13 protein-coding genes are annotated in these 13,557 nt (G+C 69.6%); 12 read left to right on the forward strand and 1 reads right to left on the reverse strand.

Annotated features, from left to right (window positions below; all coding sequences use genetic code 11):
* Window positions 1–259: 259 nt before the first annotated feature.
* Together whiG and AC068B_RS29665 are read left to right on the forward strand one after the other, a co-directional pair.
* Window positions 260–1,102: an RNA polymerase sigma factor WhiG gene (gene whiG / locus AC068B_RS29660; RefSeq protein WP_468557543.1), complete on the forward strand. Its 843-nt coding sequence runs from the start codon at window positions 260–262 to the stop codon at window positions 1,100–1,102.
* Between the two features lie 105 nt (window positions 1,103–1,207).
* Window positions 1,208–1,765 carry a TetR/AcrR family transcriptional regulator gene (locus tag AC068B_RS29665; protein ID WP_359349256.1) on the forward strand — a complete coding sequence of 186 codons (558 nt, stop codon included), beginning with the start codon at window positions 1,208–1,210 and terminating at the stop codon, window positions 1,763–1,765.
* On the opposite strand, the gene AC068B_RS29670 is transcribed toward AC068B_RS29665, so the two are convergent.
* On the reverse strand, window positions 1,719–2,300 hold the full coding sequence (locus AC068B_RS29670; protein WP_478674664.1) for a peptidoglycan DD-metalloendopeptidase family protein: 582 nt from the start codon (window positions 2,298–2,300) through the stop codon (window positions 1,719–1,721). The genes AC068B_RS29665 and AC068B_RS29670 overlap by 47 nt on opposite strands.
* A 394-nt stretch (window positions 2,301–2,694) precedes the next feature.
* Here AC068B_RS29670 and rpsB point away from each other — a divergent pair, with 394 nt between their 5' ends.
* From rpsB to AC068B_RS29720, 10 genes are all read left to right on the forward strand, one after another.
* Window positions 2,695–3,630 (forward strand): 30S ribosomal protein S2, encoded by a 936-nt coding sequence (rpsB, locus tag AC068B_RS29675; RefSeq protein WP_356257277.1) that lies wholly within the window; start codon window positions 2,695–2,697, stop codon window positions 3,628–3,630.
* Between the two features lie 101 nt (window positions 3,631–3,731).
* Entirely contained in the window at window positions 3,732–4,568 is an 837-nt protein-coding gene (gene tsf / locus AC068B_RS29680) for a translation elongation factor Ts (RefSeq protein ID WP_478674665.1), read from the forward strand.
* Between the two features lie 185 nt (window positions 4,569–4,753).
* Window positions 4,754–5,515 (forward strand): UMP kinase, encoded by a 762-nt coding sequence (gene pyrH / locus AC068B_RS29685; RefSeq protein ID WP_150215952.1) that lies wholly within the window; start codon window positions 4,754–4,756, stop codon window positions 5,513–5,515.
* A 156-nt stretch (window positions 5,516–5,671) separates the two neighbouring features.
* Window positions 5,672–6,229, forward strand: coding sequence for a ribosome recycling factor (gene frr, locus AC068B_RS29690; protein WP_055565944.1), 558 nt, complete (start codon window positions 5,672–5,674; stop codon window positions 6,227–6,229).
* Window positions 6,230–6,266: 37 nt separating this feature from the next.
* Complete coding sequence (locus AC068B_RS29695; RefSeq protein WP_478674666.1) at window positions 6,267–7,376, forward strand: phosphatidate cytidylyltransferase; 1,110 nt, start codon at window positions 6,267–6,269, stop codon at window positions 7,374–7,376.
* Window positions 7,377–7,468: 92 nt separating this feature from the next.
* Window positions 7,469–8,575 (forward strand): dual-specificity RNA methyltransferase RlmN, encoded by a 1,107-nt coding sequence (gene rlmN, locus AC068B_RS29700; protein ID WP_478674667.1) that lies wholly within the window; start codon window positions 7,469–7,471, stop codon window positions 8,573–8,575.
* A 268-nt stretch (window positions 8,576–8,843) separates the two neighbouring features.
* Window positions 8,844–9,929, forward strand: a complete 1,086-nt coding sequence (locus AC068B_RS29705; RefSeq protein WP_478674668.1) for a thiamine ABC transporter substrate-binding protein — start codon at window positions 8,844–8,846, stop codon at window positions 9,927–9,929.
* Window positions 9,905–11,653, forward strand: a complete 1,749-nt coding sequence (locus AC068B_RS29710; RefSeq protein WP_478674752.1) for an ABC transporter permease — start codon at window positions 9,905–9,907, stop codon at window positions 11,651–11,653. The genes AC068B_RS29705 and AC068B_RS29710 overlap by 25 nt, the downstream gene beginning before the upstream one ends.
* Window positions 11,653–12,681: an ABC transporter ATP-binding protein gene (locus AC068B_RS29715; RefSeq protein WP_478674669.1), complete on the forward strand. Its 1,029-nt coding sequence runs from the start codon at window positions 11,653–11,655 to the stop codon at window positions 12,679–12,681. The genes AC068B_RS29710 and AC068B_RS29715 overlap by 1 nt, the downstream gene beginning before the upstream one ends.
* A 71-nt stretch (window positions 12,682–12,752) precedes the next feature.
* Window positions 12,753–13,544, forward strand: coding sequence for a maleylpyruvate isomerase family mycothiol-dependent enzyme (locus tag AC068B_RS29720; protein WP_478674670.1), 792 nt, complete (start codon window positions 12,753–12,755; stop codon window positions 13,542–13,544).
* The last annotated feature ends 13 nt before the right edge of the window (window positions 13,545–13,557 follow it).

The raw sequence follows: 13,557 nt of genomic DNA on the forward strand, positions 1-13,557 counted from the left end.
TGCCGTCACGCAGAGCGACGGCGCCGACTCTCGGAGGGGGGTAGCGGAACGTATCTGCGCACGTGCGATCCCATACTCTTCGCACACTGCGACACTTCAGTCACGCTACGCTCACACAGATTCCGACGCGGACAGGCAACAGACGGACGACCTCATTCACTCCACGCACGCTCTTCACCGCTCCGGCGCGAGCGACTCCGATGATTCCACCGGCTCGCGCGACCTCCCCAGTTCACGGCAGAACGGCTCAAGGCGACGAATGCCCCAGCACACCTCAGGGTCCGATCGGGCAGCGGTTCCCCCCGCCGCCCGTAGCGGCGAGCAGGAGCGGCCCCCCGCGCCCTCGTCGCTGGACGAGTTGTGGCGGTCGTACAAGGACACGGGCGACGGGCGGCTGCGGGAGCAGCTGATCCTCCATTACTCGCCGCTGGTGAAGTACGTGGCGGGCCGGGTGAGCGTGGGGCTGCCGCCCAATGTCGAGCAGGCCGACTTCGTCTCGTCGGGGGTGTTCGGGCTGATCGACGCGATCGAGAAGTTCGACATCGAGCGGTCCATCAAGTTCGAGACCTATGCGATCACGCGCATCCGTGGGGCGATGATCGACGAACTGCGGGCGCTCGACTGGATCCCGCGCTCGGTGCGGCAGAAGGCCCGCAACGTCGAACGGGCCTACGCCACGCTGGAGGCGCAGCTGAGGCGCACCCCCTCAGAGAGCGAGGTCGCCGCCGAGATGGGGATCGCGCTGGAGGAACTGCACGCGGTTTTCAGCCAGTTGTCGCTGGCGAACGTGGTGGCGCTGGAAGAGCTGCTGCACGTCGGGGGCGACGGCGGTGACCGGCTCAGCCTGATGGACACGCTCGAGGACCACGCGGCCGACAATCCCGTGGAGGTCGCCGAGGACCGGGAACTGCGGAGGCTGCTCGCGCGGGCCATCAACACGCTGCCGGAGCGTGAGAAGACCGTCGTCACGCTCTACTACTACGAGGGTCTGACGCTCGCCGAGATCGGCAACGTACTCGGTGTGACCGAGAGCCGGGTGAGCCAGATCCACACCAAGTCCGTGCTGCAGCTGCGCGCGAAGCTGGCGAGTTTTGGCCGCTGAGTGCGCTGAATCGTCCCTGCCCGGAGGGCGTGAGCGCGGGAGCGGCTCCCGCCCGCGGCGTCCCGTCCGTAAAGTGGAGCTGTGCCAAGGATTCGAGCGGCCTCCGTGGCCGAGCACCGGTCGATGCAACGCGGCGCCCTGCTGGACGCCGCGCGTTCCCTGCTGTCCGAAGGCGGTACGGAGGCGCTGACCTTCCCCGCACTCGCCGAGCGCACCGGGCTCGCCCGGTCCTCCGTGTACGAGTACTTCCGGTCGCGGGCTGCCGTGGTCGAAGAGCTGTGCGAGGTCGACTTCCCCGTCTGGGCGGCGGAGGTCTCGGCGGCGATGGAGTGCGCGGAATCGGCCGAGGGCAAGGTCGAGGCCTATGTGCGGCGGCAGCTGGCCCTGGTCGGGGACCGGCGGCACCGCGCCGTGGTCGCCATCTCCGCGAGCGAGCTCGACGCCGGGGCGCGGGAGAAGATCCGCGCCGCGCACGGCGGCCTGATCGCGATGATCGTCGAGGCGCTCGAGGAGCTGGGGCACGAGCAGCCCCGGATGGCCGCGATGCTGTTGCAGGGCATCGTGGACGCCGCCGTGCGGCGCATCGAGCTCGGGGTGGCGGAGCAGCCGGACGCGATCACGGAGGCAGCCGTGGCCATGGCGCTGCGGGGAGTCCGGGGCTGAGCCCTCGCCCGTAGGCGTACGGGGGCGGCCGCAGCGGGCCCTGTGTCGGCAGTAGGCGTGAAGGGCCGTGGTGCTGCAGCCACGGGGGCAGGAGCGTCATGGGGTTCAGGTAGGTCTCGGCTCTGCGCAGGCCCCAGTGGAGACAGCTCGTCGGGCAGTGGCCCGTCGGGAGCTCCAGGAAGCCCACCGGGGCGCCCGCCGCGACCTCTGCGCCCTTCTTCACCGTCGCTCGCACCGGTTCGTACGTCGTGCGCAGGGGCGGAGCCCCCGTGCCGTCCAGTTCCACCACGACCACGCCCCGGCCCGCCACCCGGCCCGCGAACGAGATGCGGCCCGGCCCCACCGCCCGCACCACGGAGCCCGGGTCGGCGGTCAGGTCCACGCCCCGGTGGCCCGCGCCGTACGCGGTCGCCGGGGGGCTCCAGCCGCGGACGACCGGGGGTCGGGTGCCCACCGGCCAGGTCGAGGCCGGGGCCGGGGGCAGAAAGGTCACGAGCAGGGCCGCCAGCGTCGGCAGCAGCAGTTCTGGGCGCATGCGAGAACCGTCCCGTGCCGGGCCCGTCCGCGGGGATCATGGACCGATTCTGTGGACGACCCGCAGGTTGTGGAAAACCCCGTCACCCGTGCAGGGGAAGCGCCACCACCCGTGCAGGGGAAGCCCCGTCACCCGGGCCGGGGGAGCGCACCCACCCGGTCGAGGGAAGCGGCTCACCTGGTCAAGGGAAGCGGCGTCACCCGGTACCTCGCGGGTCCCGTACACTTCTCGTGGCGATCCGGGTCACCGGGTCGACTTCGCACGCCCCGACATCTGGCCATGAAAAGCCGGTGTCAGCGCCCCTCGGTCCCTTGTGGCAAGGCGCAACGCGGGCGTCAGGCGCGAGTGCCGTCCGGCACACGCGGCACAACCGAGAAAATCAAGGAGAACGGCCATGGCCGTCGTCACGATGCGGGAGCTGCTGGAAAGCGGCGTCCACTTCGGTCACCAGACCCGTCGTTGGAACCCGAAGATGAAGCGCTTCATCTTCACGGAGCGCAACGGCATCTACATCATCGACCTGCTCCAGTCGCTGTCGTACATCGACCGCGCCTACGAGTTCGTCAAGGAGACCGTTGCCCACGGCGGCACGGTCATGTTCGTCGGCACGAAGAAGCAGGCGCAGGAGGCCATCGCGGAGCAGGCCACCCGCGTCGGCATGCCCTACGTGAACCAGCGCTGGCTGGGCGGCATGCTCACCAACTTCTCGACCGTCTACAAGCGTCTGCAGCGCCTCAAGGAGCTCGAGCAGATCGACTTCGAGGACGTCGCCGCTTCCGGTCTCACCAAGAAGGAGCTTCTCGTGCTCTCGCGCGAGAAGGCCAAGCTGGAGAAGACCCTCGGTGGTATCCGCGAGATGTCCAAGGTGCCCAGCGCCGTCTGGATCGTGGACACCAAGAAGGAGCACATCGCGGTCGGCGAGGCCCGGAAGCTCAACATCCCGGTCGTCGCCATCCTCGACACCAACTGTGACCCCGACGAGGTCGACTACAAGATCCCGGGCAACGACGACGCGATCCGCTCCGTCACCCTGCTCACCCGCGTGATCGCCGACGCCGTCGCCGAGGGCCTCATCGCCCGTTCCGGCGTTGCCACCGGTGACTCGAAGCCGGGCGAGAAGGCCCAGGGCGAGCCGCTGGCCGAGTGGGAGCGCGACCTGCTCGAGGGCGAGAAGAAGGCCGAAGAGCCGAAGGCCGACGAGCCCAAGGCCGAGGAGCCGAAGGCCGCCGAGGCCGAGGCCGAGGTTCAGAAGTCCGCCGAGACGGAGAAGGCTGCCGACGCCGAGGAGGCCGAGGCCCCCGCCGCGGCCGCGGACGCCGAGCAGGCCTGACCTCACAGGTTCGGTAGTTGACGGCGGGGGCCCGATCGGCCCCCGCCGTTCACCCGTAGACCTCCGTAGATCTTTCAGACTTCGAGAGAGAATTTTCGATCATGGCGAACTACACCGCCGCCGACGTCAAGAAGCTCCGTGAGCTCACGGGCGCCGGCATGATGGACTGCAAGAAGGCGCTCGACGAGGCCGAGGGCGACGTCGACAAGGCCGTTGAGGCGCTCCGTATCAAGGGCCAGAAGGGCGTCGCCAAGCGCGAGGGCCGCTCTGCCGAGAACGGTGCCGTCGTCTCCCTCATCGCCGACGACAACACCTCCGGTGTCATCGTCGAGCTGAAGTGCGAGACGGACTTCGTCGCCAAGGGCGAGAAGTTCCAGGCCGTGGCGAACAACCTCGCCGCCCACGTCGCCAAGACCTCCCCGGCCGACCTCGAGGCGCTGCTCGCGTCCGAGATCGAGGCCGGCAAGACGGTCCAGGCGTACGTCGACGAGGCCAACGCCAACCTCGGCGAGAAGATCGTCCTGGACCGCTTCGCGCAGTTCTCCGGCACCTACGTGACCGCGTACATGCACCGCACGATGCCCGACCTGCCCCCGCAGATCGGTGTCCTCGTCGAGCTGGACAAGGCCGACGCCGGCCTGGCCAAGGGCATCGCGCAGCACATCGCCGCCTTCGCGCCGAAGTACCTCACCAAGGAAGACGTGCCGGCCGACGTCGTCGAGTCCGAGCGCCGCGTCGCCGAGGAGACCACTCGCGCCGAGGGCAAGCCCGAGGCCGCGCTCCCGAAGATCGTCGAGGGTCGCGTCAACGGCTTCTTCAAGGAGGCCACCCTCCTCGGTCAGCCGTACGCGCTGGACAACAAGAAGTCGGTCGAGAAGGTTCTCGCCGAGGCCGGTGTCACCCTGAAGCGCTTCTCGCGCATCAAGGTCGGCATCTGAGTCCGTACCGCGATCGACGGTAGACCCAGATAGGGTCGACAGCGGTCGCCCGCGCACGGTCCTCGTGCGCGACGTACGACCGCAGGATCTGACGAGGAGGCCACTGCCGAGCATGGGATGCGAACGACACCCCACCGGCAGTGGCCTTCTTCGTATGTGTGCCGAGTAAGAGAAGCGAGAACCACATGACCACCCAGGCCGACTCGAAGAGTGATGACGGCAAAGTTGCCGGACGCTTCCTGCTGAAGCTCTCCGGCGAGGCGTTCGCCGGTGGGGGCGGCCTCGGGGTCGACCCCGACGTGGTGCACGCCATCGCCCGCGAGATCGCCGCCGTCGTCCGTGACGGCGCCCAGATCGCCATCGTCATCGGCGGAGGCAACTTCTTCCGCGGTGCCGAGCTCCAGCAGCGCGGTATGGACCGGGCCCGCTCCGACTACATGGGCATGCTCGGCACCGTCATGAACTGCCTCGCGCTGCAGGACTTCCTGGAGAAGGAAGGCATCGACTGCCGCGTCCAGACCGCCATCACGATGGGACAGGTCGCGGAGCCGTACATTCCGCTGCGTGCCGTGCGCCACCTGGAGAAGGGCCGTGTGGTCATCTTCGGTGCCGGTATGGGCATGCCGTACTTCTCCACCGACACCACCGCCGCGCAGCGCGCCCTGGAGATCGACGCCGAGGCGCTGCTGATGGGCAAGAACGGCGTGGACGGCGTCTATGACTCCGACCCGAAGACCAACCCCGACGCGGTGAAGTTCGACTCCCTCGGCTACGGCGAGGTCATCACGCGCGACCTCAAGGTCGCCGACATGACCGCGATCACGCTGTGCCGGGACAACAAGCTGCCCATCCTGGTCTTCGAGCTGCTCTCCGAGGGCAACATCGCGCGGGCCGTCAAGGGTGAGAAGATCGGCACACTCGTGGGCGACCAGGGAAGCCGGGCCTGACCCCGAGGGACCTGGGCCAGCCTCAAGGAACGTACGCGAGACGGCCCTTGAGGGGATGGACAAAGCCCTGCCGGTCGGACACCGTGCAGGAAAGAGACGCGACGCAGCCGGCCGCCCCGTGCTAGCCGGGCCACTCAAGACACGCAGGAGCAAGTGGTGATCGAAGAGACCCTCCTCGAGGCCGAGGAGAAGATGGAGAAGGCCGTCGTGGTCGCCAAGGAGGACTTCGCCGCGATCCGCACCGGCCGTGCGCACCCGGCGATGTTCAACAAGATCGTGGCTGACTACTACGGCGCGCTGACGCCGATCAACCAGCTGGCCTCGTTCTCGGTGCCCGAGCCGCGGATGGCCGTGGTGACCCCGTTCGACAAGAGCGCGCTGCGCAACATCGAGCAGGCGATCCGGGACTCCGACCTCGGCGTCAACCCGAGCAACGACGGCAACATCATCCGGGTGACCTTCCCCGAGCTCACCCAGGACCGCCGCAAGGAGTACATCAAGGTCGCCAAGACCAAGGCCGAGGACTCCAAGATCTCGATCCGGTCGATCCGTCGCAAGGCCAAGGAGGCCTTCGACAAGGCGATCAAGGACGGCGACGTCGGCGAGGACGAGGGGCGCCGCGCCGAGAAGGAGCTCGACGACACCACCGCGAAGTATGTCGCCCAGGTGGACGAGCTGCTCAAGCACAAGGAAGCCGAGCTGCTCGAAGTCTGAGCCGAGGCTCGAGTCCGAGGAATCAGGGAATCCATCCGTGAACGACTCTTCCTGGGGGGCGCCGCCCAGATCCGGGTATTCGGGGCCGTCCTACCAGGGGCCCGGCCAGGGGGCGACCCCGCCAGGTCCCGCGTACGATGCGCAGGACGCGCTGTTTCCGTCTGAGACGCAGCCCATGCCCATCGTGCCCGACGTACCCGTGAACGGCGGAGACCAGGACGACGGCCGGGGGGCCACTCGGATGGGCGGCCCCCTGTTCCGTGACGAGCCTCCGCAGGAGCCCATGCCCAGCGCACCACAGCCGCAGCCCGCCCCGGCAGCACCGCAGAAGAAGAGCGCGGGCCGCGATCTCGGGGCAGCCATAGGAGTCGGTGTGGGACTCGGCGCGGTGATCGTCGCGTCGCTGTTCATCGTGAAGGCCGTCTTCATCGGCGTCATAGCGGTCGCCGTCGTGGTCGGCCTCTGGGAGCTCACCTCCCGCCTGGAGGAGCGCAAGGGCATCAAGGCGCCCCTCGTGCCGCTCGCGGTGGGCGGCGCGGCGATGGTCGTCGCCGGATACGTCCGCGGGGCCGAGGGCGCGTGGGTCGCGATGGCCCTCACCGCGCTCGCCGTCCTGGTCTGGCGCATGACCGAGCCGCCCGAGGGCTATCTCAAGGACGTCACGGCGGGGGTCTTCGCCGCCTTCTACGTTCCTTTCCTCGCCACCTTCGTGGCGCTGATGCTCACCGCGGACGACGGCCCGCAGCGGGTGCTCACCTTCCTGCTCCTGACCGTGGTCAGCGACACCGGTGCGTACGCGATCGGCTGGCGCTTCGGCAAGCACAAGCTGGCCCCGCGCATCAGCCCCGGCAAGACCCGCGAGGGCCTGGTCGGCGCGGTCACCTTCGCGATGGCCGCGGGCGCGCTGTGCCTGCAGTTCCTCATCGACGACGGCGCGTGGTGGCAGGGGCTCGTGATCGGCTTCGCGGTCGCGGCGAGCGCCACGCTCGGCGACCTCGGCGAGTCGATGATCAAGCGTGACCTCGGCATCAAGGACATGGGCACGCTGCTGCCCGGCCACGGCGGCATCATGGACCGCCTGGACTCCCTGCTGCCGACGGCGCCGGTGGTCTGGCTGCTCCTCGTGGCCTTCGTCGGCACCGGCTGATACATGGTCTGACCTGCGTAGATGTGCGTGAGGGGTCCGTTGTCCACAGGGCGGCGGGCCCCTTGCCGTATGTCTGCGACACTGGAAGGACCATGCCTGTACCCGGAGAACTCACTTTCGTCGCGCCCCGCGGTGCCAAGAAGCCCCCGCGGCACCTCGCCGACCTCACGCCCGCCGAGCGCAAGGAGGCCGTCGCCGCCATCGGCGAGAAGCCGTTCCGTGCCAAGCAGCTTTCGCAGCACTACTTCGCGCGGTATGCGCACGACCCGGCCGAGTGGACCGACATCCCGGCCGGGGCGCGCGAGAAGCTGCGCGAGGCGTTGCTGCCCGATCTGATGTCCGTGGTGCGGCACATCAGCTGTGACGACGACACGACGCGCAAGACGCTGTGGCGCCTCTTCGACGGGACGCTCGTCGAGTCGGTGCTCATGCGGTATCCGGACCGGGTCACCATGTGCATCAGCTCGCAGGCCGGGTGCGGCATGAACTGCCCGTTCTGTGCCACGGGGCAGGCCGGTCTCGACCGGAACCTGTCGACCGGTGAGATCGTGCATCAGATTGTTGATGGCATGCGGGCGCTCCGGGACGGCGAGATTCCGGGTGGGCCTGCTCGGCTGTCGAACATTGTGTTCATGGGCATGGGTGAGCCGTTGGCCAACTACAACCGTGTGGCCGGGGCCATTCGCCGCCTCACCGACCCGGAGCCCGACGGGCTCGGGCTCTCGCAGCGCGGGATCACCGTGTCGACGGTGGGTCTCGTGCCCGCCATCCACCGGTTCTCCGACGAGGGCTTCAAGTGCCGCCTCGCGATCTCGCTGCACGCGCCGGACGACGAGCTGCGCGACACCCTCGTGCCGGTGAACACGCGGTGGCAGGTGCGGGAGGTGCTGGACGCCGGATGGGAGTACGCGGCCAAGTCCGGGCGCCGGCTCTCCATCGAGTACGCGCTGATCCGCGACATCAATGACCAGGCGTGGCGCGGTGACCGGCTCGGGCGGCTGCTCAAGGGCAAGCCGGTGCACGTGAACCTCATTCCGCTGAACCCGACGCCGGGCTCGAAGTGGACGGCCTCGCGGCCCGAGGACGAGAAGGCCTTCGTGGATGCCATCGCCGCCCATGGTGTGCCGGTGACGATTCGGGACACCCGGGGTCAGGAGATCGACGGGGCGTGCGGCCAGCTCGCCGCTGCCGAGCGGTAGGCGAGAGGTAAGCGAGAGGTAGTCTGGCGGGCGTGCGGCTTCGTACGAGTACGAGTCGTCGAGTACACACATCTGCATATTCCGACAGGGGAGCGCCACAGCGCTGAGAGTGCGGCACCTTGGACAGGTGGGCCGCAGACCCTCTGAACCTCGCCCAGGTCATTCTGGGTAGGAAGTTCGGGCATCACTCAAGCTGTAGCGCCCTGCCCGCGTGCCTCGGTGCGCGGGCGGGGCCGCGTCTTCTCCTGGTCACCCAGGAGGAAATTCAGTGAGTACCACCAAGAAGGTCTCGTTCACCGCCGTGGCGGTGGGCATCGGGCTCGTCGCCGTCTCCGCGTGCGGCAGCTCCGACGGCGGGTCGGGGAAGGCCGACTCCAAGAGCGTGACGCTCGTCAGTCACGACTCCTTCAACGTCTCCAAGGACGTGCTGCAGGACTTCGAGAAGCGGTCCGGGTACAAGGTCAAGGTCCTCAAGGACGGTGACGCGGGCGCCGCCGTGAACAAGGCGATCCTCTCCAAGGACAACCCGCAGGGCGATGTCTTCTTCGGGGTCGACAACACGCTGCTGTCCCGGGCGCTCGACAACGGGCTCTTCCAGCCGTACGAGGCCAAGGGCTCGGACAAGATCAAGCCCGCGGTCCGGGCCGACGGGGACAAGCACCGGGTCACGCCCGTCGACAGCGGTGACATCTGCGTCAACTACGACAAGAAGTACTTCGCCGACAAGAAGCTGGCGCCGCCGAAGTCCTTCGAGGACCTGACGAAGCCCGCGTACAAGAACCTGCTCGTCACCGAGAACGCCTCGACCTCCTCTCCCGGCCTCGGCTTCCTGCTCGGCACCGCCGCCAAGTACGGCGACGACGGCTGGGAGGGCTACTGGAAGAAGCTCAAGGCCAACGGCGTCAAGGTCGTCGACGGCTGGGAGCAGGCCTACAACGAGGAGTTCTCCGGGTCCGCGGGCGGCAAGAAGGCCAAGGGCGACCGGCCGCTCGTCGTCTCCTACGCCTCCTCGCCCCCCGTCGAGGTCCTCTACGCCGATCCGCAGCCGAAGCAGGCGCCGACCGGCGTCGCGACCGGCACCTGCTTCCGCCAGGTCGAGTACGCGGGCCTGCTCAGCAACGCAGGGAACGAGAAGGGCGGCAAGGCGCTCCTCGACTTCCTCGCGGGCCAGGAGTTCCAGGAGGACATGCCGCTGAAGATGTTCGTGAACCCGGTGCGTGAGGGCACCAAGCTGCCGAAGCTGTTCACGGAGCACGGCGTGACGGTGGACAAGCCCGAGACCCTGGACCCGAAGAAGATCGCCGACAACCGCGAGCCGTGGATCAAGTCGTGGACCTCGCTCGTACTGAAGTAACTGAAGCAGCCGAAGACGCCGAAGACGCCGACGACGCCGACGACACGGCCAAGCCCCGCCCTCGCGGCGGGTCCGGTCGCGGGAGCGCGGCGCGGCTCGGCCTGATGGCCGTGCCCGTCGCGTTCTTCGCGCTCTTCTTCGCCTACCCCGTCACGGCGATCGTCGCGCGCGGGCTGCACATCGACGGCGGCTGGCAGTTCGGGCGGATCACGGACGTCCTCGGGCAGTCCGACATTCGGCACGTGCTGTGGTTCACCACCTGGCAGGCGCTCGCGTCGACGGCGCTCACGCTGCTGATCGCGCTCCCCGGCGCGTATGTCTTCGCGCGCTTCGACTTCCCGGGCAAGCGGCTGCTGCGGGCCGTCGTCACCGTCCCGTTCGTGCTCCCGACGGTCGTCGTCGGCACGGCCTTCCTCGCGCTGATCGGGCGGGGCGGGCTCTTCGACGAGCTGTGGGGCGTACGCCTGGACACCACCGTGTGGGCGATCCTGCTCGCGCATGTCTTCTTCAACTATGCAGTTGTTGTGCGGACCGTGGGCGGGCTCTGGGCGCAGCTCGATCCGCGGCAGGAGGAGGCCGCGCGGATGCTCGGCGCCTCCCGCTGGCGGTCGTGGCGGACGGTGACGCTGCCCGCGCTCGCACCGGCGGTGGCCGCGGCCGCGCTCATGGTCTTCCTCTTCACCTTCACCTCCTTCGGCGTCGTGCAGATCCTCGGCGGTCCCGCGTACTCGACGCTCGAAGTGGAGATCTACCGGCAGACCGCACAGCTGCTCGATCTGCCGACGGCCGCCGTCCTGACCCTCGTGCAGTTCGTCGCGGTCGGGCTGATCCTGGCGATCCACGCATGGACGGTGCGGCGGCGCGAGAGCGCGCTGAAGCTCGTCGACGCCTCGGCGGTGGCGCGCAGGCCGCGCGGCGCCGGGCAGTGGACGCTGCTCGGGTTCGTCATGGCGACGATCGCCCTGTTGATCCTGCTGCCGCTCGGTGTGCTGGTCCAGCGTTCCTTCGACAGCGCTGACGGTCCCGACGGTTTCGGGCTCGCGTATTACAAGGAGCTGACCTCGGCGGACGGCGGTGCTTTCCTCGTGCCGCCGATCGAGGCGATCTGGAACTCACTGCAGTACGCGGTCGTGGCCACGGCCATCGCCGTGCTGATCGGCGGGCTCGCGGCCGCCGCCCTCACCCGGCGCGCGGGCCGACTCGTGCGCGGGTTCGACGCGCTGCTCATGCTGCCGCTCGGCGTCTCCGCGGTGACCGTCGGCTTCGGGTTCCTGATCACGCTCGACAAGCCGCCGCTGGATCTGCGGGCCTCCTGGATCCTGGTGCCGCTCGCCCAGGCCCTGGTCGGTGTGCCCTTCGTCGTACGCACCATGCTGCCCGTCCTGCGTGCGGTGGACGGGCGGCTGCGCGAGGCGGCGGCCGTGCTCGGGGCGTCGCCGCTGCGGGCGTGGCGGGAGGTCGACCTGCCGATGGTGTGGCGGGCGCTGCTGATCGCCGCCGGGTTCGCCTTCGCCGTCTCGCTCGGCGAGTTCGGGGCGACGGTCTTCATCGCGCGGCCCGACAACCCGACGCTGCCGGTCGCCGTGGCACGGCTGCTCGGCCGCGCGGGCGACCTCAACTACGGCCAGGCGATGGCCCTCTCGACGATTCTCATGGTGGTGTGCGCGGTGTCCCTGCTGCTCCTGGAACGCGTCCGGACCGACCGCACCACGGGGGAGTTCTGATGACGGACGCCTTGCTGAGCCTGCGGGACGCGACGGTGCGTTTCGGGGCGCGGGCCGTGCTCGACGCCGTCGACCTCGATGTCGCCGAGCACGAGATCGTCTGTGTGCTCGGGCCGAGCGGCAGCGGCAAGTCGACGCTGCTGCGGGCGGTCGCCGGGCTACAGGGGCTCGATGCCGGACAGGTCCTCCTGGGCGGGCGCGACCAGCGCGGGGTGCCCGCGCACAAGCGGGGCGTCGGCCTGATGTTCCAGGACCACCAGCTCTTCCCGCAGCGCGACGTGGCGGGCAACGTCGCCTTCGGGCTGCGCATGCACGGTGCCTCGCGCGGCGAACAGGCCGACCGGGTCGCCGAGTTGCTGGACCTCGTCGGCCTCCCCAAGGCGCAGCGGCGCGCGGTCGCCTCGCTCTCCGGCGGCGAGCAGCAGCGCGTGGCGCTGGCGCGGGCGCTCGCGCCGCGGCCCCGGCTCCTGATGCTCGACGAGCCCCTCGGCCAGCTCGACCGCTCGCTGCGGGAGCGCCTCGTCGTCGAGCTCAGGGAACTCTTCGACGAGTTGGGCACGACCGTGCTGGCCGTCACGCACGACCAGGGCGAGGCCTTCGCGCTCGCCGACCGCGTTGTCGTCATGCGGGACGGGCGGATCGCCCAGTCCGGCACCCCGCTGGAGGTGTGGCAGCGCCCTGCAGACGAGTTCGTGGCGCGCTTCCTCGGCTTCGACAACGTCGTCCGGGCGGCCGTGGAGGGCACGGCCGCCGACACGGTGTGGGGCAAGATCCCCGTCCCCGACGGCGTCCCGGCCGGGCAGCACAAGATCCTGGTGCGGCCCGCCGGGGTGCGGCTCGTGTCCGCCGAGGACGGGCTGCCGTGCGTGGTCACGGCGCGCACCTTCCGCGGCACTCATGTCGCCGTCCATCTGCAGCCGGTGGACGGGCCGCGCCTGGAGGCGGCGTGCGCGCTGCGCCGGGCGCCGGAGGTCGGGGAGACGGTGGGCGTCGGGTTCGACGCGGAGGACGTGGTGGTGCTCGGCTGAGTGCGGCGGCTCGCACAGCGAGGTGCTTAAACGCGGGTGTCATTCAGCCGGTGTCGATCTAGTGTTCGGCCATGACGACACTCGGCCACGAGCGGTACTGCGACGAAGTCGCCCGGCAGCTCGACCTCTTGCGCACCACACTGACCGGGGCCGACCTCTCGGTCACCGTGCCGACCTGCCCCGACTGGACACTGGCCGAGCTCGTGCGGCACATGGGCGGCGCGGTGCGCTGGAGCGAGCGCCTGGTCGCGACGCGTGCGAAGCAGGACATTCCGGAGGAGGACATCCCGGAGTGCGAGGGTCCCGAGGGTGACGATCCGGCCGCCCTGGACGCCTGGCTGGCCCGCACCGCGGAGCTCGGCGCGACGACGTTCCGCACCGCGGGCGCCGACGCCGCCGTCTGGTCATGGGCCGACGACCAGAGCGCCGCGTTCTGGGCGCGCCGCATGACGCACGAGCTGGCCGTCCACCGCGCCGACGCGGCCATCGCGGCCGATGTCGCGTATGAGATCGATCCTGACGTTGCCGCGGACGCGATCGACGAATGGCTGGACCTCGTCGCACACGCGCAGCGCACCGACCCCGAGGACAGCGCGTCCGAGCTCAGGGGCGCGGGGCGCAGCATCCACCTGCACGCGACCGACGCGCCCGCGGGCCTCGACGCAGAGTGGCTCATCGAGTTCGGCGACGACGGCTTCACCTGGCGGCGCGGCCACGCGAAGGCGACGGTCGCGCTGCGCGGCCCGCTCACGGAGGTGCTGCTCGCCTTCTACCGTCGGCGGCCGCTGGACGGCGGGTACGTGGAGGTCCTGGGGGAGCGGGAGTTGCTGGACTTCTGGCTGGAGCGGGCTTCGTTCGGCTGATCGGGGTTCGGTC

This window comes from Streptomyces sp. NPDC042371, assembly GCF_056437465.1.

Coding starts and splice junctions, on each gene's coding strand:
- whiG (WP_468557543.1), top strand. CDS start 260: ATGCCCCAGCACACCTCAGGGTCCGATCGGGCAGCGGTTCCCCCCGCC.
- AC068B_RS29670 (WP_478674664.1), bottom strand. CDS start 2,300: ATGCGCCCAGAACTGCTGCTGCCGACGCTGGCGGCCCTGCTCGTGACC.
- rpsB (WP_356257277.1), top strand. CDS start 2,695: ATGGCCGTCGTCACGATGCGGGAGCTGCTGGAAAGCGGCGTCCACTTC.
- tsf (WP_478674665.1), top strand. CDS start 3,732: ATGGCGAACTACACCGCCGCCGACGTCAAGAAGCTCCGTGAGCTCACG.
- pyrH (WP_150215952.1), top strand. CDS start 4,754: ATGACCACCCAGGCCGACTCGAAGAGTGATGACGGCAAAGTTGCCGGA.
- rlmN (WP_478674667.1), top strand. CDS start 7,469: ATGCCTGTACCCGGAGAACTCACTTTCGTCGCGCCCCGCGGTGCCAAG.
- AC068B_RS29715 (WP_478674669.1), top strand. CDS start 11,653: ATGACGGACGCCTTGCTGAGCCTGCGGGACGCGACGGTGCGTTTCGGG.
- AC068B_RS29720 (WP_478674670.1), top strand. CDS start 12,753: ATGACGACACTCGGCCACGAGCGGTACTGCGACGAAGTCGCCCGGCAG.